This window comes from Arenimonas sp. GDDSR-1 (assembly GCF_025980345.1).
Taxonomy (GTDB): Bacteria; Pseudomonadota; Gammaproteobacteria; order Xanthomonadales; family Xanthomonadaceae; genus Arenimonas.
This window is the reverse complement of sequence record NZ_JAPDUI010000002.1, coordinates 39404-58434: the sequence shown is the minus strand read 5'-3', so window position 1 is coordinate 58434 and position 19031 is coordinate 39404. Positions and strand designations below refer to the sequence as shown.

Genomic DNA, 19031 nt, shown 5'->3' with positions numbered 1-19031 from the left:
ACCAGTTATTCGACCGTACTCACAAGTCCGGTCGGATCAATAGCGGATCAGCGCCGAGCCCCAGGTAAAGCCGCCGCCGAAAGCCTCCAGCAGCATCAATTGACCGCGCTGGATTTTGCCGGAGCGCACCGCTTCATCCAACGCCAGCGGCACCGAACCCGAGGAGGTATTGCCGGTCTTGTCGACGGTCACGATGACCTGATCCATGGACATATCGAGGCGCTTGGCGGTGGCTTCGATGATGCGCAGATTGGCCTGATGGGGAATCAGCCAGTCCAGATCGGCCTTGCTCAAGCCGTTGGCGTTCAGGGTTTCATCAACCACGGAATCCAGGGCCTTGACCGCGTGCTTGAACACTTCGCTGCCTGCCATGTGGATTTTCACGCCGGCATTGGGCGCACCCACGTCGAACCCTTTGGACGGGCCGACCGGGCAGATCAGCAGCTCTTTCTTGCCGCCGTCGGAATGCAGATGGGTGGACAGGATGCCGGCTTCGCTGTCGGCTTTCAGCACGACGGCGCCGGCACCATCGCCGAACAGCACGCAGGTCGCGCGGTCGGTCCAGTCCACCAGACGGGTCAGCGTTTCAGAACCGACCACCAATGCGTTTTTGATGGTTCCGGCGCGGATGAACTGGTCGGCCACGCTCAGCGCGAAGATGAATCCGGAGCAGGCGGCGTTGACATCGAATGCGCCGCAGCCGCCGACACCGAGTTTGTCCTGCAGCAGGCAGGCGGTGGACGGGAACACGATATCGGGCGTGGTGGTGCCGACGATGATCAGTTCGATTTCATCGGCGCGCATGCCGGCCGCTTCGAGTGCTTTCAGGGAGGCCTGGTAGGCCAGGTCACTGGTGGTTTCACCCTCGGCCGCGACATGACGTTCGCGGATGCCGCTGCGGCTGACGATCCACTCATCGCTGGTGTCGACGATCTTCTCCAGATCGGCGTTGGTGAGGATCCGCTCGGGCAGATAGCTGCCGGTGCCGGCGATGCGCGAAAATGTGGCCATGGAATATTCGTCCTGTTTCAGAAAAGCTTAAGGCGAGCCGGAGCTCGCCTTAAATACCTTAGAGCATACCCGACAGGCGGGCAAGCCTTATTCTTCGGTTTCTTCGACAGCCGACTTGACGTCGACCACTTTGCGGCCGCGGTAGAAACCGTCTTTGGTCACATGGTGACGCAGATGGGTTTCACCCGTGGTCGGATCGGTGGCGAGCTGCTTGGCGGACAGCGCATCGTGAGAACGACGCATGCCGCGGGTGGACGGGGTACGACGGGATTTTTGAACGGCCATGGTAAGACTCCAAACGAAATGCTGATGTTACGTGTGGTCCTTCAAGGCCTTCAGGGCCGCGAATGGACTGCTTTTTTCTTCCTCGACCGCTTCATCCCCGCTCCATTTCGGATCCAGGTCTGAAGCGTCCGGATTGACCGGTACCAAAGGTACCGCGAGCAGAAGCTCGTCTTCAATCAGTTGAGCCGGCGAAACTTCACCATGCCCCTCAATCAATACCGCTTCCATGTCTTCCGGCAGTGAAGCTTCCTGCGCTTCATCGCTGATCAGCCCGAGACGCTGGTCGATTTCCACCGGAAGCGCAAAGCGCTCAAGCGTGCGCTGGCAGATCAGGTGAAACACCGCACTCAATTGAATGTGCATGACATCCAACTTCAACGGATCGCGGTAAAACTCCACCACGTACCGGCAGTCTCCTTCGGCATCCGCGAGTACACCGGCCAGACGCGGCATTTGCGCCAAAGGCAGGCTTCCTTCGAAGCGACGCTGGTTCGCCACCATGCGCCAAACATCCAGTTGCGGGGGCAAGGTGACAGACATAAGCGCTAAATTTTAATGGATTCATCGACCTGAGTCAAATCGCGCACCTTTGGGGATTCCCAAAGGCTCGCCGGTCGGCTCCGCATCCGGGCGGCGAAAGCCATTTGCCTGTAATTTTAGATTATCTCATTGTATTTATTGAATTTATCGGCCATTACTGAATATTGACCTGTTTTCCACAAGGGCGGTTTAGAATGGTTTTTTGCCCGGAACCGCCCATGTCCACGCCCGCCGCAGGCCGCTTAACCCCACTCCGCGCTGAACTTCTGGCTGCCATGTCGGCCTGCAACCGGCAAATACTGGGCAATCCCCATGCCGTCAAATCCGCGTTCATCGCCTTTTTGGCCGGCGGCCATCTGCTGATCGAAGATTTGCCCGGGCTCGGGAAAACGACCTTGGCACGGACGCTGGCGGCATCGCTCGGCCTGACCTTCAAACGCATCCAGTTCACGGCTGATCTGCTGCCTTCGGATATTCTCGGTGTTTCGGTTTTCGATCCGGATAAACGCCGGTTCGAGTTCCACCCCGGCGCGGTGTTCACCGCCATCCTTCTGGCCGATGAAATCAACCGGGCACCGCCGCGCACGCAAAGCGCGCTGCTGGAAGCCATGGCCGAGCACCAGGTCAGCATCGACGGCAGCACCTACCCCCTGCCCGACCCGTTTCTGGTCATTGCGACCCAGAATCCGACCGATCTGTCCGGCACTTTCCCGCTGCCAGACTCCCAGCTCGACCGCTTCACCCTGCGCATCCGCATGGGCTACATTCCCGCCGAACAGGAACGCGCCCTGCTCAAGCACGGCGTTGCCGGCGGCGATGCCGTTCAATCCGCATTTCCCGGCCCGGACCTGCTGCGGCAGCTCCGAGCCGAGGTCCAGGCCATGCATTGCTCGGACGCATTGATTGACTACCTGCAGCGGCTGATTGCGCAATCCCGCCAGTTCCCCGGAATACGGGTCGGCCTGTCGCCACGCGCCGGCATGTCACTGCTGTCGGCCGGCAAAGCCCATGCCTACATCGAAGGCCGCGATTACGTCAGCGCCAACGACATCCAGGCCGTTTTTGTCGAAGCGACCGCACACCGCATCCATCCTGCGGTGGACGGAAAGAACCGGGATTTGGCCGAGGCCCTGCTCAAGAGCGTTGCCGTCGACTGACATGACCGGCAGCGCTGTCCGTCATCTCAATCCTGCCCAATGGCTGCGCCGGATTCCGCTGTTCCGCGCCGGACCGCGTGATGCGCAACCGCTGGTGATCGGCAACCGCCGCATCTATGTGCTGCCCACCGGATTCGGCCTGTTCATCGGCATGGCTCTGGCCGTACTGAATCTCGGCAGCCTGAACTACAACAACAACGCCGCGCTGCTGCTCGGTTTCCTGGTCATCAGTCTGTGCAACAACGCCCTGATCTCCGGCCATCTGGCCCTGCTGGGCCTGCAACTTCGATCGCAGCCACCCGAACCGGTGTTTGCCGGGCAGCCGCTGGCATTGACCGTCATGGTGTCGCCCCGCGGCACCGAGCCCCGGGACTATACGGTATCGCAGGGCGATACCGAATCCACCTTCAGCCTCGGCGCCGAACCGATCAGCACGACATTATCGCTGCCCACGGAAAAGCGCGGACATCTTCACATCGACCGTCTCCGGATCGCCACCCTGCACCCACTGGGTCTGGCACGCGCCTGGTGCACCCTGAATTTGCAGGAACAGGCGCTGGTCTATCCGTCACCCCAGGGTCAGGATCTGAATGTTTATTTTTCCAGTGCCGAGACCGGCAGCGGCCGGCAAAGCCGGCAGCACAGCGAACAACCGCATCATCTGCGCACCTACCGCAGCGGTGATTCCCGCAAACAGATTGCCTGGAAACCCAGCGCACGCACCGGAACCCTGCAGGTTCGCGAATATGAGCAGGGCAATGCCGATGCCCTGCTGCTGGACTGGAACCGTCTTGGCAATCTGGAATACGAAGCCCGAATTTCCCAGCTGTGCCTCTGGGTCGTGCAGGCCGAACAACGCCAACGCCGATACGCGCTGAGCCTTCCGGGGCTTCGCGTGGAGACCGGATCCGGCGCTGAACACCGGCGGCGTTGCCTGGAAGCACTGGCCCTGCTGCCCCATGACTGAGCTCCTGCGCAAATCCGGTGCGCTGTCCACCTGCGTGGCCCTGCTGCCGCTGGCGCCGCAATTGCCGGCATCGCTGCTGGTGCTGATCGGGCTGATTCTGGCCGTCGCCTACCTGCTGCCCAAGCCGCATCTGCTGCTCATACTCGGCGTACTGATCGCGTCACTGCTGCTTTTGCTGTTTGCCTACAACGGCCGCTTCGGCCGTGACACGGCCGCGGCCATGCTGGCCTTGATGATGGCCTTGAAGTGCCTGGAAACGACACACATGCGGGACCTGCGCGCCCTGCTCGGATTCGCGCTGTTCCTGCCGTTTTCGGCATTGCTGAGCGTACAGACGCCGATGACGCTGGTACTTTCCTTGCTCAGCGTGTTGTCCTGGCTGCTGCTCCTGCAAATCAGCAGTACGGGAAAAATCGTCCTTCCGGAAAAATCAGCGGGGTCATCCCTGAAAGCCCTTTTCCGCGCCCTGATCATGGCACTGCCGATGGCGGCCGCGTTGTTCTGGCTGTTCCCACGGATCGGTACGCCGCTGTGGGGTCTTCCGGGCCTGTCCGAACAGGGAACCGGGCTGGGCGACAGCATGAAGCCCGGCCAATGGCTGGATATCCTCGCCGACGACCGCATCGCCTTCCGCGTCGATTTCAAAGGACGCGTGCCGGCACCGGAACAACGCTACTGGCGCGGCCCGGTGCTTTGGGATTTCGATGGCATGGAGTGGCGGCGCAATCCGCAGGACAGTCTTCCCGGTCCGGCCATGCCGATGAATTCCCCGGCAGCCGGCGACACCGTGATTGCTTACCGGGTCAGTCTGGAACCAACGGAAAAGAAATACCTGCCGGTTCTAGATTGGCCGCGTCTGGCGCCCGAACCCTACACCCTGAGTGCCGATTCGGGACTTTACTCGCAGACGCCGATTCAGAAAATGACGCAATATTCGGCGAGCGCCTGGACGCAGGCGGATACCCTCCGACCGCTCAGTGACGCCGAACGCCGCCGGGCGCTGGCGTTTCCTACGGCCTTCAACAAGCGCACGCAAGCGCTGGCGTTGCAGTGGCGGGCGCAGGCCGGCAGTGATCGCGCGTACATCGCCCGGGTGCAGGAATGGATCCGGCGTGACTTCAGCTATACGCTGGCCACCGATCCGCCGCGATTCAACGCCGTGGACCGGTTTCTGTTTGAGGACCGCCGGGGTTTCTGCCAGCATTTCAGCTCATCCTTTGCGCTGCTGATGCGTGCCGCCGGCATTCCAGCGCGCGTGGTCACCGGTTATGCCGGCGGCTACCGCAATCCTTACGGCGGCTACTGGGTGCTTTACATCAAGGATGCCCATGCCTGGACTGAAGTCTGGCTCGAGGGCGAGGGCTGGGTGCGGATCGACCCGACTGCGGCGGTGTCTCCCGAAAACATCCTGGATACATTGGCAGGCAGGGCCGGACAGGAACAGTACGCGGGAGGCGGAGGCACCTTTTCACCCTTGTTCGACTATGGCGACTTCATGCGTGCACGCTGGAACGACTGGGTCATCGGCTTCAATGCCGCACGGCAAATGACTTTGTTCCGGAACATCGGCATCGCCCGGGCCGAACGCTGGCAGATGCTGCTGATGCTGCTGACCCTGGCCGGTCTGATTTCTTTCGCCGTATTCAGCCTGTCACGCAGGACCCGCGTCACGGAACAGCCGATTGATGCGGCCTGGCACCGATTGGTCGCGGCATTGGAAAACTGTGGTCAGCACAAGGCCGTGCATGAAACGGCTGTGGATTTCGCGGCACGCTGCGTCGATTCCGAGCTGATGGCGATCGCTTCGCGCTATACGCAATGGCGCTACGGGAAGGCCGACTTGGATGAGCGGGATCGTGCATTGCTGATTGCCGATATCCGGCGTCTGGCCGGGAAAATGACCCGCGCACGGATATCCGAAAGCGGACAGCGGGTATAGTAATCATCATCTTTTTCGGAGAATGCCATGTTGCGTCACGCATTACTGCTCGCCGCGCTGTTTCCGTTATCCGCCGATGCGGGCACGGCGTCACCGCCTGCACCGGTCTCGATTCCGAGCCATGATGCGTTTTTCGATGCCCTCCGGCGCCATTGCGGCAAGGCATTCGAGGGCAAGGTCAGCGTCGACAATCCGGTATCGCCGGGTTTCGAAGGCCGGCTGGTGATGCATGTCCGCAAATGCACCGACAGCCAGCTGCAGATTCCGTTCCATGTCGGCGAAGACCGCTCACGCACCTGGCTGATCAGCAAGACCGGTTCGGGGCTGCAGCTGAAACACGACCATCGCCACAAGGATGGCAGCAGCGATAAGTCGACGATGTACGGCGGACATACGCTCGACGCCGGCTGGGCAACGGCGCAATCGTTTCCGGCGGACCAGTATTCAAAAGAGCTGTTCACCGCAGCGGGCAATCCGCAATCCAACGGCAACACCTGGCAGATGTACATCTATCCCGAAAAATTCACCTACCGGCTGACCCGCGAAGGCCGCGAGTTCCGGGTGGATTTCGACCTGAGCAAACCGGTAGCACCGCCGCCCGCGCCATGGGGTTATGCGGATTGAGCCTGTGTTGCGCTGTTCAGGCAAACCCGCCGGTCAGCGGTGCACCGCCCAGCAGATGGACATGGATGTGGAATACAGTCTGGCCGCCATGTCCGTTGCAGTTCATCACCAGCCGGTATCCGTTTTCGGCGATGCCGATGGATTTGGCATAGGCCTGGGCCGAAAGCATCAGGTTGCCGAGCAGCTGCGCTTCCGTTTCGGGCACATCATTGAGCGTATTGAATCGGCGTTTCGGCACGAACAGCACATGCACCGGCGCCTGCGGTGAAATATCGCGGAAGGCGATGATGTCATCGCTTTCGAACACGATGTCGGCCGGGATCTGGCGTTTGATGATTTTTTCGAAGATGCTGTCGCTCATGACGTTCCTCAAGGCATATCGATGCGGGTTCCGAACGCGTGCGCCAGTGTGCCGCGATCGACGTATTCCAGCTCGCCGCCGATCGGCACGCCGTGCGCCAGCTTGGAGGGCTTGACCTCGAACTGGCGGGCGAGCTGGGCGAGATAGTGCGCGGTCGCCTCGCCTTCCACGGTCGGGTTGGTGGCAATGATCATTTCGGTGACGGAACCTTCCGCCAGGCGCTTGGCCAGCTTATCGAGCCCGAGCTCGCGCGGACCGATGCCGTCCAGCGGTGACAGCCTTCCCTGCAGGATGAAATACAGGCCGCGGTAACCGGTGGCCTGCTCGATCACCAGACGGTCGGCCGGGGTTTCCACCACACACAGCTGGGCCGGATCACGGGCGGCGCTGGCACAGATGGCGCAGCACTCCTGCTCGGTGAAATCACGGCACTGCACGCAGTGCCCGATGCGTTTCAGGGATTCCTGCAACGCGATGGCCAGGCGCATGCCGCCTTCGCGGTTGCGCTCCAGCAGGTGGTAGGCCATGCGCTGTGCGCTCTTCTGGCCCACGCCGGGCAGACAGCGCAGGGATTCCATCAGTTGGCTGAGCAGATCACTCTGGCTCAAAACGGCAGCTTCATTCCCGGCGGAAGCGGCATGCCGGCGGTGACCGAAGCCATGCGTTTATTGCTTTCCTCATTGGCTTTGGCCACGGCATCGTTGATGGCGGCGACCATGAGATCCTCGAGCATTTCGGCATCGGCCAGAACGCCGGGATCAATGGCCACTTTGCGGGCTTCGAATTTACCGGTCAGGGTGACCTTCACCGCACCGCCGCCGGATTGTCCGGTCACTTCCATCTGCGCCAGCTCTTCCTGCACTTTCTGCATGTTTTCCTGCATGCGCTGGGCTTTCTGCATCATCTGGGCGATATTGCCTCTCATAACATTCTCACTTCAATTCCAATGGACGGATGGAATCCGGAATGATCTGCGCACCTTCGGCCAGAAGGGCGTTGACCACCGGATGGTTCTGGAACTCGGCCTCGGCTTCGTTCTGCCGGTTGAGTTTGGTTTCGGTCTGACGGCCGTGCAGGGTCTGTACGCCGGCTTCGGCCAGTTTTTCGAATTTCAGCTGCACCGGACTGCCGAAAGCTTCTCCGAGGGCATTCTCAAATCGTTCGCAAAGCCCCTGGCTGAGGCTGTCGTACAGATCGGCCGGATACGACAGGCGCAGCTGAGTGCCGTTGCGGGCAACAAATCCAGTGTGCGCACCGATCTGGCCAAGCGGTCCTTTGAGCGACAAGCGCGCCAACAGCTGCAGCCATTGTTCGGGAGTGTCCGGCAGTGCCGCCGGAGCTGCCGTAGCCGCGGCAGCCGGTGGCGGGCTTTCTGCCTGCGGCGCAGCGGCTTCATGACGGGGGGCCGCAACCGATGGCGGAGCGGGTGCTTTCTGCACCGGCGGTGCCGGCCGCGTCACGGGATCCGGCGCATCGACACCTGCGGGAACAAACGCCAGCATGCGCAACAGCGCCATTTCAAAACCGACGCGGGCTCCCGGGGCGAAATGCAGATCGCGCCGTCCCATCACCGCCATCTGGTACCAGAGCTGGACCAGCTGGGCATCCAACTGCTGCGCGAAGGTCTTGACCGACACCCGCTGCAGCGACGGCCGGTAAGTCGGCACCAGTTGCGCCAGCTGGATTTCATGCAAGGCCTGCGCCAACCGGTCAAGTACCTGTTCGAAGTCGGGCGCGAACGAGGCCAGCTGTTCAATCGCCGCCATCAGGGCTTCGCCATCGCGTGCGGTCAAGGCACTCAGCACCTGTTCGATCTGGCTGCGATCGACCGTGCCCAGCATCGACTGCACCAATTCGGCCTGCAGACTGCCCCCGGTGTAGGCAATCGCCTGATCGAGCAGCGACAGGCCATCGCGCAGACTGCCGTCGGCGGCATCGGCCAGCAACGCAAGGGATTCGGCATCGAAGCCGATGCCCTCGGCAGCGAGAATATGCTCCATCTGCCCGGAAATCTGTTCGGGCTCCAGACGCCGCAGATTGAATTGCAGACAGCGCGACAGTACGGTGACCGGCAGCTTTTCCGGATCGGTAGTGGCGAGCAGGAATTTGACGTGCTCCGGCGGCTCTTCCAGCGTCTTCAACAAGGCATTGAAGGCGTTCTTCGAGAGCATGTGCACTTCGTCGATCAGGTAGACCTTGGTGCGGCCGCGCGATGGCATGTACTGTGCGTTGTCGATCAGGGCCCGGACATCATCGACCCCGGTATGGCTGGCGGCATCGATTTCGATCAGATCGGGATAGCGGCCGTTGTCGATGTCGGTACAGGTGCCGCAAACGCCACAGGGGTCTTTCGAGGTGCCGGATTCACAGTTCAGACTTTTCGCGAAAATCCGGGCAATGGTGGTTTTACCGACGCCCCGGGTGCCGGTGAACAGGAAAGCATGGTGAACCCGTCCTGTCTCCAGGGCGTGACTGAGCGCACGCACCACATGCTGCTGGCCGACCAGTTCGGCGAACCGCTTCGGACGCCATTTTCGTGCTAAAACCAGATAAGACATGGGCTTTCCCGTATTCAGAGGCTCATTTTGCCATATTTGGACCGCCGCCGGACAGGGGCGCTTGCCTTGTGGAAACGCCCCCGCTCGCGTATAATTCGCGGCTCACATCAGGCGATTTACATCTGCGGAGAGATGTCCGAGCGGTCGAAGGAGCACGCCTGGAAAGTGTGTAAACGGCTAAACCCCGTTTCGAGGGTTCGAATCCCTCTCTCTCCGCCACTTCTTAACGGCCTTGCGCCGCGTTTCAATGGTGGCCCCTGTCGGCCCTCGCGACGATAGATTGAAAACCCCGCCAGGGCCGGAAGGCAGCAACGGTATTGATTGATTCGGGCGACGAGGTCAACCGGCAGGGGCTGCCACCCTCACGCCTCGCGCCAGAGCGCATCCCCGTCGGCATAGCGTTCACGCTTCCAGATCGGCACCCGGGTTTTGACCTCATCGATGATCCAGCGGCAGGCGGCAAAGGCCGCCTCGCGGTGTGCAGCACTGACCCCGACCCAGACCGCCATGTCCCCGATGCGGCAATCGCCGATCCGGTGGATGCAGCGGGCATCGACGATCTCGAATCGGGCCATCGCTTCCGCCATAATGCACCCGCCCTCATGTTCGGCCAGCTCGGCATAGCAATCGTAATGCAGGCCGAGCACCGGCCGGCCATCATGGTGATCGCGCACCCAGCCCTCGAAAGCCGCATACGCGCCGCAGCGCGAATCGCAAAGCGCCTCACGCCAGGCCGTAGTGTCGATTGCAGATTGCGTGATGCGGAACTGCATTCAGCCCCCTGAAACTGGCGGGATGAAGGCGATGACATCGCCATCCGCCGGTACCCGTTGCCAATCGCAGAACACACCGTTGCAGGCCACCCGCAGCTGGTTCTGCCCATGTGTGAAGCCATGCCGCTCGCGCAGCGTCGCATACAGGGCCGGCAGAGACTCCGGGCGATCCAGCTGTTCCTCGCCGAGACCGGCCGCTTCGCGCAAGCCCGCGAAATAGAGAACGGTCACGCTCACTTTACGCCCACCGTGCGCTTGCCGCCCTTCTTGTGACGCAACTTCACCGGCCCGATTTCAATTGCATGGCTGAGTGCCTTGCACATGTCGTAGACCGTCAGGGCGGCAGCCGAAGCGCCGGTCAGCGCTTCCATCTCGACGCCGGTCTTGCCGGTGACGCGGACCGTACAGAGGATGCGCAGCGTCTGCCGGTCATGCCAGTCCACGCTGAAATCGCAGCCTTCGATGGCCAGGGCATGGCAGAACGGAATCCACTGCGCGGTGTTTTTGACCGCCATGGTGCCGGCAATGACGGCGGTATCGATGATGGCGCCTTTGGCGCTGCGCATGCCTTGCCCGCGCAGCTGCTCGGCAATGGCTTTGGGGAAGCGGACATCGGCGCTGGCACTGGCCGTTCTCGCCGTCACGGCTTTGCCGCCGACATCCACCATGGCCGGCCGGCCGGCGGGATCGAGGTGGGTCAATTCCGGTTTAACGCGTTTCTTTGCGGCCACATCAGCCTCCGATGAAGTACATTTCGATTTTCTTGCGGACATCGGCGGCATGACGGATCTCGCTGTAACGGTCCGTCCGGTGCCGCCACAGCGCGACAATCTCCGACGCGAGCTTTTCCGGCGATCGCAGATGGGGCTTCAAGTCGAAGCCCGCGCCGGCAAACAGGCAGGTGAATAATTTTCCATCAACGGAAAGCCGCGCCCGGTTGCAGTCGCCGCAAAATGGCGAACTGACCGAGGTGATGAATCCGACCTCGCCGCCGCCGGCAACCCCGTAGCGCGCGGCGACCTCGCCCGCAGCGGTCGGCGCCAATGGGGTCAGTTCGTAAGCGGACTGCAATCGGGCCAGAATCTCCGCGGCCGGAACCACATCGGCGCTGCGCCAGCCATTGCAGCTGCCGACATCCATGTACTCGATGAAGCGCAGGATGTGGCCACGGTTCCGGAAGAATTCGAACAGCGGCAGGATCTGGGATTCATTCACGCCGCGCTGCACGACGCAGTTGATCTTGATCGGCGAAAACCCGGCGCGTTCGGCAGCGCTGATTCCTTCCAGAACCTGGGACAGACTTCCGCGTCCGCCACTCATGCGGCGGAAAAGCGCATCCTCCAGCGCATCGACACTGACCGTGATCCGGTCGAGGCCGGCCTGGCGCAAAGACGCCGCCTGCGCGGCGAGCAGTGAACCGTTGGTGGTCAAGGCCAGATCTTCGAGGCCATCAATCTGCGTCAACAAGGCAATCAATTCCGGCAGATTCCGTCGCAGCAGCGGCTCACCGCCGGTCAGGCGGATTTTCCGCACCCCTTGGGCAACGAACGCTTTCGCGATCTGCGCGATATCGGCGAAATCCAGGCGCTGTCTGGCACCGAGCGCAGCCTCATCCAAGGAACCTTCGGGCATGCAGTACGGGCAGCGGTAATTGCAGGTTTCCATCACCGAAATGCGCAAATCCCGCAGCGGCCGTCCGAGTGCATCGGTCACGGGTGCCGCCACCACCGTCTGCAAATGCGGTTTCATGCCAGCGGCCCCGGCTCTGGCGCCTTCAACGCGAAAGCCTGACCGGCCTCTGCGACACGAAAGCCCTGTCCGGCCATGATGGCCGCATCGCCTGAAGAGGCGTAGTGATAAAGCACCAGTGATGGCCACCATGACGCGGGATAGTCCCGTTGGACATCGGCCAGTCCGGTATGCGAAGGATTGCCGTGCAGTCCGCAGTCGTGCGCAATCAGTTCGCCGGCATCTATGCCCTCTGCAAGCCGTTCCGGGATCGGGCGGGTATCGCCGGTCCAGAAGAAGCTGCCGGGCAGGCGCAGACCGAACGCCGATTCCGGCTGGTGGTGGCGCACGGGAAACACCGCGAACTGCAGACCGGCATGCCAGAATCCCGTGCTGACCGGAATCAATTGGAACGCATCCCACCAGTTGGCGCCGCCCTCGGCCAGCACCCCCGGATAATCGGCCAAGCGGGACTGCATGGCGGGAACGATCGCCGCAGGCACGAACAATTTTATTTTTCCGCGCAAGGCGTCATCGAAATAGGCCGAGTAGAACAGGCGTTCCAGTCCACCGACGTGGTCCAGATGCAGATGTGTAATGAAGATGGCCTGCGGCGCCTGGCCGTAGCGCGTCAGATAGGCGGTCAGGGTTTCCTGGCCGCAGTCAATCAGCAGCTGCGGGCTGCCGTCGCGTTCCAGCACGGCGCTGGCCGAACCCAGCACAGGCGCGGCCTGGGAATTGCCGACGCCGAGAAAGCGCAGATGCCAGCTCATGCCATCGCCTCGCCGTAAGCGGCCAGCAGGCGTTGGAAGCCGGCATCGCGTGCGACAGCGGCCACTTGCGGGCACTCTTTCGTGATCGATCGTTGCAGCCGAGCCAGCACCCGACCCGTCCAGATTCCCGGCTGGCCGTGCAGACGTCCTTTATCCCAATCGATCACATGGAAGCCGTCGGCATTGCAGAGAATGTTGTTGGCATTGAGATCGGCATGTTGGGCACCGGCACGATGAAAACGGGCAATCAGGGTACCGGCCTGCTCCCAGGGGGCACTGCCTTCGCGGATGCATTCCGCCAAAGAGCGGGCTTCGGGAATGCAACGGGTCAGCAGGGCCGCCCGGTAGGCCAGGCCGGAGCGCAGACAAAAGGCCGCCAACGGTTCGGGCACCGGCAGATCAAGGCGGCGGAGTGCGGCGAGCACGCGGTATTCGGCAATACTTCGGACATGCGCGATTCCGGTGAACAGATAGGAGGCCTCGGACAGCAAGGCCGCGCGGCCGCCACGCCGGTAATGCTTCAGTACCGCAGAACCGGCCGGCGTTTCCACATACCATGCCGAACCGCGTCCGCCCTGCCCGGAGACCGGTCGCGCCGAGACATAGGCACTTGCGTTAAACTGGGCGGCATCCGGCGCCTGCAGCACCCGGGATGCGTATATGACGGTGCAGACACCGTCCGCTCCGTTGAACTTGATGCATCCGGTTTGGCCATCCTTTTCAATCATTGCAAGAGTGTACCAAGTGAACCCAGCTGCTGCCGTAAAAACCGTGTGCATTTTGCGATTATCGGCGCTCGGTGATGCCACTCATGTCCTGCCGTTGATCCGCACCCTGCAGAAAAACCTGCCGGACGCCAAGATCACCTGGATTCTCGGCAAGGGCGAAGCCAAGCTGATGGACGGTCTGGACGGCGTCGAACTGATCGCTTTCGACAAGAAGGCCGGATTGCAGGGTCTGAAGGACCTGACGCAGGCCCTGGACGGACGGCGCTTCGACGTCCTGCTGCAGATGCAATTGGCCTTGCGCGCGAATCTGGTTTCCGCAGTGATTTCAGCCAAACGCCGCATCGGGTATGACCGCGAACGGGCCAAGGAAGGCCATGGTTTATTCGTCAATGAACGCATCCGCCATGATCGGCACCATGTGCTCGATGTGTTCGGCCTATTCGCCGAACCCCTGGGATTCCGGCAGACGGAAATCCACTGGGACATGCCGGTGCCGCCGGAAGCACACGCCTGGGCCATGCAACAATGGCCTTCAGGCAAGCCGACGCTCTTGATTTCGCCGTGTTCCAGCCATGTGTTGCGCAACTGGCTTCCCGAGCGCTATGCCGCCGTGGCGACGCATGCCATCGACAAGGGTTGGCAGGTGGTTTTGTGCGGCGGCAGAAGCGCCCTCGAGCGCGCCATGGGCGATGCCATCATCGCCGCCATGCCGGAACAGCCCATCGATCTGATCGGCAAGGACACCCTGAAACAGTTGCCGGCGCTGCTCGCCCGCGCCGACCTGGTGATGAGCCCGGACTCCGGACCGGCGCACATGGCCAATGCCATGGGCACCAAGGTACTGGGGCTGTACGCCTGCACCGACGCCACCCGATCTGGGCCCTATTCGGACCTGCGCTACACGGTCAACCGTTATCCGGAGGCGGCCATCCGCTTTCTGGACAAACCGGCCGCTGCCCTGCCCTGGGGCAAACGTGTCGAGTTTCCGGGGGTGATGGAATTAATCGAAGTGGACGAGGTCATCGCCCGCTTCGAACGCTATTGCGCCGATCAGCGCTGACCTCAGGGATTCCGGTAGTCCTGATAGGACTTCTCTTCCACATAGGCCGAACCGAGCGCCAGATTGATGTCTTTCTTGATGCGTGCGCGCTCGTCATTCTCGAAATACACCGCACGCGCCAGACGGATGAACTCGGCATCGAAGCGTTGGGCTTTTTCCAGGATCCGGATGTCATCTTCAATGACCCAGAGCCGTTCATTGACGGCCTTGAGCTGGCCCATCAGGTCGCTGATGTCGGTGCCCGAGGCCGGATGCGCCGCCCAGGTTTTTTCGAGAGCGCCGAGCTCCTTGCGGACATTGGCGACTTTGACCGCGTCACTCATCCGTTCGGATTTGATCTGCAATATGGTCACCTTATCAAGCAGTTCACCGAAGGAGACGGGGGCGAGAATTTCAGACATAGGGCACTCGTAAGCGATTGAGGTTTCAGGATTATAGTCTATGCTGGCAAATCGGAACGGATTGTCGCCCCCCCCTTTCCCGGGGCAAAATGTGAATCGGTTACAAAAACCCAGATTTGCCCTACTATGAAGTCAGGGAACAGACTGGGGATGGGGCAACGTCATTGAAATCGTTCACTGAATTTTTGTGTATCGGCATGCTTGCGGCATTTGCTGCCGGATGCAGCAGCACACCGGAGGCACAGGCCAGTCGGCCGGCACCGACCGATGATCCCAATATCGAAGTCAAGCGCACGATCGTCATGACCGGCGCCAGCCAGTGCCAGCTGAAAATCCAGTGTGGCCGCGACGAACCGGAATTGCTGACTCCCAAGGCCTGCAATCCGGCGAAGGCCGCCGATGGCCATATCACGGAAGTCAGCATCGTTTTTGATGCGCCGTGCAAGACCTATCCGTTCAAGAACATCCAGGGAGAGCTCTATTTTCTGGATGAAAAATCCATCGCCGGCCGGAACAGCGCCTGCCCGGTCGAATCGTTCAATACCAGTTATGGCTGGGCCCTCGAAAAAAGCTGATCGATGGCCTTTTAGGCAATCCGAGCCCAAGCGCGGCCTGGCCGAAGCGGGCTATGTCCTGCGGCAACTCCTTCCGGGTCTGTCCTTCCTTAGCCTCGGTCTCAGCGCTTCAAATAACGGAACTTCCAACCCATGACCATTCTCGTCACCGGCGGCGCCGGCTTCATCGGATCCAACTTCATACTCGACTGGCTTTCCAGCCGCGACGAGCGCGTGATCAACCTCGACAAGCTGACCTATGCCGGCAACATCGACAACCTGCGCGATGTCGCGCAGAACGGACTGCATGTTCTGGCCCAAGGCGACATCGGCGACCGCAAACTGACCGACTGGCTGCTGGCCCTGCATCGGCCGCGCGCGGTCATCCATTTTGCCGCCGAGAGCCATGTCGACCGGTCCATCCACGGGCCGGGCGACTTCATCCAGACCAACATCGTGGGCACCTACAACCTGCTCGAATCGGTACGCGCGTACTGGAGCGAGCTGGCCGGTGGCGAAAAAAATGCGTTCCGCTTCATCCATGTCTCGACCGATGAGGTCTACGGCTCACTCGGCGATGAAGACCCGGCGTTCACAGAAAGCAAGACCTATGAACCGAACAGTCCGTACTCGGCCAGCAAAGCCGCCTCCGACCATCTGGTCAGGGCCTGGCACCATACCTACGGCCTGCCGGTGCTGACTACCAACTGCTCGAACAATTACGGTCCTTACCAGTTTCCGGAAAAACTCATTCCGCTTGTGATTACCAATGCCCTGTCGGGAAAAGCATTGCCGATTTATGGCGATGGCATGAATGTCCGCGACTGGCTGTATGTCGGGGATCATTGCAGCGCCATCCGGGAAGTTCTGGCAAACGGCAGGATCGGTGAAACCTACAACATCGGTGGCTGGAACGAAATGCCGAATATCGAGATCGTGCGCACCATCTGCCGCATCCTCGACCGCCTGCGTCCGGATCCGGATGGTCCCTACGAGCGGCTAATCAGCTTCGTTACAGACCGTCCCGGACACGACCGGCGCTATGCCATTGATGCCCGCAAAGTCGAACGCGAGCTGGGCTGGCGTCCAGCCGAGACCTTTGCCACCGGCATCGAGAAAACCGTAAGCTGGTATCTGGACAACCCGGAGTGGGTCGAACGCGTCCGCACCGGCGATTACCGCGAATGGGTCGACAGGAACTACAGCCAGCGATGAAACGACAAATACTCCTGCTGGGCATGCATGGCCAAGTCGGCCGTGAACTGCAGCGCACCCTGCCGCTGCTCGGGGATATGCATGCCGTCGGCCGTGCCGACTGCGACCTCGCCGATGCCGAAGCTGTCGGCCGGCTGCTGCAAGCGGTGAAGCCCGACATCATCGTCAACGCCGCGGCATTCACTGCGGTGGACCGCGCCGAAACCGAAATCGAGACAGCATTCGCCATCAATGCCGGCCTGCCGGAGATTCTGGCCGCGCACTGTGCCGCTTCCGGCGCGTTGCTGGTGCACTACTCGACCGATTACGTCTTCGACGGCAGCAAACAGGGCCCGTATCTGGAATCCGACAGCACCGGCCCGCTCAGCCAGTACGGTCTGAGCAAGGCCGCCGGCGAGACCGCAATCGGACAATCAGGCTGCCGGCACCTGCTGCTGCGGACAAGCTGGGTGTACAGCGTGCACGGCAGCAATTTCGCCAGAACCATCCTGAATCTCGCTCGCTCCCGCGATGCCCTGTCCATCGTCGCTAATCAATACGGAGCACCGACATCCGCCGATACCATCGCGATCGCCTCGACGCATGCCATCCATGATCTCATCCGTGGACGTGCGGACGGCGGCATCTACCACCTTACGGCCGCCGGCGAAACGTCGTGGCACGGTTACGCCCGCTTTTTGATCGGGCAGGCACTCCAGCTTGGCATGCCGCTGCAACTTGCTCCGGAGAACATATCGGCCATTCCGGCATCGGAATATCCCTTGCCCGCGAAGCGGCCTTGCAACTCGAGGCTTTCAATCCAGAAGTTCCAGAACACTTTCGATCTCGTACTTCCGGACTGGCGGTCCGGAATCATCCGCATGCTCCAGGAGACACCAACCCCATGAAACAGCGCAAAGGCATCATCCTCGCCGGCGGTTCCGGCACACGGCTTTATCCGGCCACCATGGCCGTATCGAAGCAACTGCTGCCGGTCTTCGACAAACCGATGATCTACTACCCGCTGACCACGCTGATGCTGGCCGGCATCCGGGAAATACTGATCATCTCCACGCCGCAGGATACCCCGCGTTTCGAGCAGTTGCTGGGCGATGGCAGCCAGTGGGGCATTACCCTCCAGTATGCCGTGCAGGAAAGTCCGGACGGACTGGCGCAGGCATTCCTGATCGGCGAATCGTTTCTCGACGGCAGCCCGAGTGCGCTCATCCTCGGCGACAACATCTATTACGGACACGACCTGCACCGTCAACTGAAGCAGGCGATGATGCGCAGCGAAGGCGCCACCGTGTTCGCCTACCATGTCCAGGATCCGGAACGCTACGGCGTCATTGAATTCGATGCGAAGGGCAAGGCGGTCAGCCTGGAAGAAAAGCCGCTGCAGCCGAAATCGAATTACGCCGTTACCGGACTGTATTTCTATGATGAATCGGTGACGCGGATTGCACGATCCCTGAAGCCCTCCAGCCGGGGCGAACTTGAAATCACCGATCTGAACCGGAAATATCTCGAAGCCGGCACATTGAACGTCGAACGCATGGGCCGCGGATACGCATGGCTCGATACCGGCACCCATGAATCGATGCTGGAGGCGTCCCAGTTCATCGCCACCATCGAGCGCCGACAGGGACTGAAAGTCGCCTGCCCGGAAGAACTTGCCTGGCGCCAGCGCTGGATCAATGACATCCGCCTGGAGGAGCTGGCCAGGCCGCTGCAGAAGAGCGGATACGGACAGTATCTGATGAATCTGCTGATCGAGAAGCACGGCCCATGAACATCACGCCTGCCGCGATTTCCGATGTCCTGATCATCGAGCCGAAAATCTTCGGCGACGAACGCGGATTTTTTTTCGAAAGCTACAACCGGCGCGCATTCGAGTCTGCCGCCGGTTTCGCGCCGGAATTCGTCCAGGACAACCATTCCCGGTCCGGCAAGCATGTCCTGCGCGGTCTGCACTACCAGGTCTCGCATGCGCAGGGCAAGCTGGTCAGGGTCGTTGCCGGTGCCGCCTTTGATGTCGCCGTCGATATCCGGCGCAACTCTCCGAGCTTCGGCCGTTGGGTCGGCATCGAATTGTCCGCTGAAAACAAACGCCAGCTTTGGATACCGCCGGGATTCGCACATGGTTTCCTGTCGCTTGCCGACGGCACCGAATTCGTCTACAAAACCACGGATTACTGGATGCCGGAACATGAGAGGTGCATTCGCTGGGATGACCCGAAATTGGCAGTTGATTGGCCGATTACCGCAACTCCACTCATATCAGAAAAGGACGGCAAAGGCGTATCCTTGGCTGAAGCCGAACTTCCGAAATCTTGAGTCAGCGGACGATGCGGATTGTCGCCACTGGCCCCTTTCCC

Annotated in this window: 24 protein-coding genes, 1 tRNA gene and 1 other RNA gene; 12 read left to right on the top strand and 14 right to left on the bottom strand. The window is 61.2% G+C overall.

Features of this window, described 5'->3' with window-relative positions:
• Positions 1-36: 36 nt before the first annotated feature.
• From Q0W88_RS00910 to Q0W88_RS00900, 3 genes are all read right to left on the bottom strand, one after another.
• Positions 37-1011: a beta-ketoacyl-ACP synthase III gene (locus Q0W88_RS00910; RefSeq protein WP_297798978.1), complete on the bottom strand. Its 975-nt coding sequence runs from the start codon at positions 1009-1011 to the stop codon at positions 37-39.
• An 87-nt stretch (positions 1012-1098) separates the two neighbouring features.
• A complete protein-coding gene (gene rpmF, locus Q0W88_RS00905; protein ID WP_297798976.1) occupies positions 1099-1296 on the bottom strand; it encodes a 50S ribosomal protein L32 in 198 nt (65 codons plus the stop codon).
• 27 nt (positions 1297-1323) lie between these two features.
• Entirely contained in the window at positions 1324-1797 is a 474-nt protein-coding gene (locus tag Q0W88_RS00900; protein ID WP_297798974.1) for a YceD family protein, read from the bottom strand.
• A gap of 314 nt (positions 1798-2111) precedes the next feature.
• Here Q0W88_RS00900 and Q0W88_RS00895 point away from each other — a divergent pair, with 314 nt between their 5' ends.
• The 4 genes from Q0W88_RS00895 to Q0W88_RS00880 are packed head-to-tail and all read left to right on the top strand — an operon-like array spanning position 2112 to position 6523.
• Positions 2112-2993: a MoxR family ATPase gene (locus Q0W88_RS00895; RefSeq protein WP_297799034.1), complete on the top strand. Its 882-nt coding sequence runs from the start codon at positions 2112-2114 to the stop codon at positions 2991-2993.
• A 1-nt stretch (position 2994) separates the two neighbouring features.
• On the top strand, positions 2995-3960 hold the full coding sequence (locus Q0W88_RS00890; protein ID WP_297798972.1) for a DUF58 domain-containing protein: 966 nt from the start codon (positions 2995-2997) through the stop codon (positions 3958-3960).
• On the top strand, positions 3953-5899 hold the full coding sequence (locus tag Q0W88_RS00885; RefSeq protein ID WP_297798970.1) for a DUF3488 and transglutaminase-like domain-containing protein: 1947 nt from the start codon (positions 3953-3955) through the stop codon (positions 5897-5899). The genes Q0W88_RS00890 and Q0W88_RS00885 overlap by 8 nt, the downstream gene beginning before the upstream one ends.
• Before the next feature lie 27 nt (positions 5900-5926).
• Entirely contained in the window at positions 5927-6523 is a 597-nt protein-coding gene (locus Q0W88_RS00880) for a hypothetical protein (protein WP_297798967.1), read from the top strand.
• Between the two features lie 16 nt (positions 6524-6539).
• Here the strand turns inward: Q0W88_RS00880 and Q0W88_RS00875 are convergent, their stop codons facing one another.
• From Q0W88_RS00875 to dnaX, 4 genes are read right to left on the bottom strand one after another with little or no spacing between them, the layout of a single operon-like run.
• Positions 6540-6884 (bottom strand): histidine triad nucleotide-binding protein, encoded by a 345-nt coding sequence (locus tag Q0W88_RS00875; RefSeq protein WP_297798965.1) that lies wholly within the window; start codon positions 6882-6884, stop codon positions 6540-6542.
• 8 nt (positions 6885-6892) lie between these two features.
• Positions 6893-7492, bottom strand: coding sequence for a recombination mediator RecR (gene recR / locus Q0W88_RS00870; RefSeq protein WP_297798963.1), 600 nt, complete (start codon positions 7490-7492; stop codon positions 6893-6895).
• Positions 7489-7809, bottom strand: coding sequence for a YbaB/EbfC family nucleoid-associated protein (locus Q0W88_RS00865; protein WP_297798961.1), 321 nt, complete (start codon positions 7807-7809; stop codon positions 7489-7491). Before Q0W88_RS00865 ends, recR begins: the two co-directional genes overlap by 4 nt.
• A 7-nt stretch (positions 7810-7816) precedes the next feature.
• Positions 7817-9442: a DNA polymerase III subunit gamma/tau gene (dnaX, locus tag Q0W88_RS00860; RefSeq protein WP_297798959.1), complete on the bottom strand. Its 1626-nt coding sequence runs from the start codon at positions 9440-9442 to the stop codon at positions 7817-7819.
• 126 nt (positions 9443-9568) lie between these two features.
• On the opposite strand from dnaX, the gene Q0W88_RS00855 reads away from it, so the two are divergent.
• Positions 9569-9661, top strand: a tRNA-Ser gene (locus Q0W88_RS00855).
• 37 nt (positions 9662-9698) lie between these two features.
• Positions 9699-9790: signal recognition particle sRNA small type (gene ffs / locus Q0W88_RS00850), an RNA gene on the top strand.
• Positions 9791-9804: 14 nt separating this feature from the next.
• Here ffs and Q0W88_RS00845 read toward each other — a convergent pair.
• The 6 genes from Q0W88_RS00845 to Q0W88_RS00820 are packed head-to-tail and all read right to left on the bottom strand — an operon-like array spanning position 9805 to position 13444.
• Positions 9805-10215, bottom strand: coding sequence for a molybdenum cofactor biosynthesis protein MoaE (locus tag Q0W88_RS00845; protein ID WP_297798957.1), 411 nt, complete (start codon positions 10213-10215; stop codon positions 9805-9807).
• Positions 10216-10452 (bottom strand): MoaD/ThiS family protein, encoded by a 237-nt coding sequence (locus Q0W88_RS00840; RefSeq protein ID WP_297798955.1) that lies wholly within the window; start codon positions 10450-10452, stop codon positions 10216-10218.
• Positions 10449-10946: a cyclic pyranopterin monophosphate synthase MoaC gene (gene moaC / locus Q0W88_RS00835; protein ID WP_297798953.1), complete on the bottom strand. Its 498-nt coding sequence runs from the start codon at positions 10944-10946 to the stop codon at positions 10449-10451. The genes Q0W88_RS00840 and moaC overlap by 4 nt, the downstream gene beginning before the upstream one ends.
• A 1-nt stretch (position 10947) precedes the next feature.
• A complete protein-coding gene (gene moaA / locus Q0W88_RS00830; protein ID WP_297798951.1) occupies positions 10948-11964 on the bottom strand; it encodes a GTP 3',8-cyclase MoaA in 1017 nt (338 codons plus the stop codon).
• On the bottom strand, positions 11961-12716 hold the full coding sequence (locus tag Q0W88_RS00825) for an MBL fold metallo-hydrolase (RefSeq protein ID WP_297798949.1): 756 nt from the start codon (positions 12714-12716) through the stop codon (positions 11961-11963). The genes moaA and Q0W88_RS00825 overlap by 4 nt, the downstream gene beginning before the upstream one ends.
• On the bottom strand, positions 12713-13444 hold the full coding sequence (locus Q0W88_RS00820; protein ID WP_297798946.1) for a 3-deoxy-D-manno-octulosonic acid kinase: 732 nt from the start codon (positions 13442-13444) through the stop codon (positions 12713-12715). The genes Q0W88_RS00825 and Q0W88_RS00820 overlap by 4 nt, the downstream gene beginning before the upstream one ends.
• A 16-nt stretch (positions 13445-13460) precedes the next feature.
• Here Q0W88_RS00820 and Q0W88_RS00815 point away from each other — a divergent pair, with 16 nt between their 5' ends.
• The gene (locus Q0W88_RS00815) at positions 13461-14504 is read left to right on the top strand and encodes a glycosyltransferase family 9 protein (protein WP_297798944.1); all 1044 of its coding nucleotides are present in this window, start codon (positions 13461-13463) and stop codon (positions 14502-14504) included.
• A gap of 2 nt (positions 14505-14506) precedes the next feature.
• On the opposite strand, the gene Q0W88_RS00810 is transcribed toward Q0W88_RS00815, so the two are convergent.
• Positions 14507-14905 carry a DUF6165 family protein gene (locus Q0W88_RS00810; protein WP_297798941.1) on the bottom strand — a complete coding sequence of 133 codons (399 nt, stop codon included), beginning with the start codon at positions 14903-14905 and terminating at the stop codon, positions 14507-14509.
• A 197-nt stretch (positions 14906-15102) separates the two neighbouring features.
• Between Q0W88_RS00810 and Q0W88_RS00805 the strand changes: the two genes are divergently transcribed.
• The 5 genes from Q0W88_RS00805 to rfbC all read left to right on the top strand — a co-directional run bounded on the left by Q0W88_RS00805 (position 15103) and on the right by rfbC (position 18990).
• Positions 15103-15480 (top strand): hypothetical protein, encoded by a 378-nt coding sequence (locus Q0W88_RS00805; RefSeq protein WP_297798940.1) that lies wholly within the window; start codon positions 15103-15105, stop codon positions 15478-15480.
• Positions 15481-15612: 132 nt separating this feature from the next.
• A complete protein-coding gene (rfbB, locus tag Q0W88_RS00800) occupies positions 15613-16674 on the top strand; it encodes a dTDP-glucose 4,6-dehydratase (RefSeq protein ID WP_297798938.1) in 1062 nt (353 codons plus the stop codon).
• Positions 16671-17561: a dTDP-4-dehydrorhamnose reductase gene (gene rfbD / locus Q0W88_RS00795; protein WP_297798936.1), complete on the top strand. Its 891-nt coding sequence runs from the start codon at positions 16671-16673 to the stop codon at positions 17559-17561. The genes rfbB and rfbD overlap by 4 nt, the downstream gene beginning before the upstream one ends.
• On the top strand, positions 17558-18445 hold the full coding sequence (gene rfbA / locus Q0W88_RS00790) for a glucose-1-phosphate thymidylyltransferase RfbA (protein ID WP_297798934.1): 888 nt from the start codon (positions 17558-17560) through the stop codon (positions 18443-18445). Before rfbD ends, rfbA begins: the two co-directional genes overlap by 4 nt.
• The gene (gene rfbC, locus Q0W88_RS00785; RefSeq protein ID WP_297798932.1) at positions 18442-18990 is read left to right on the top strand and encodes a dTDP-4-dehydrorhamnose 3,5-epimerase; all 549 of its coding nucleotides are present in this window, start codon (positions 18442-18444) and stop codon (positions 18988-18990) included. The genes rfbA and rfbC overlap by 4 nt, the downstream gene beginning before the upstream one ends.
• The last annotated feature ends 41 nt before the right edge of the window (positions 18991-19031 follow it).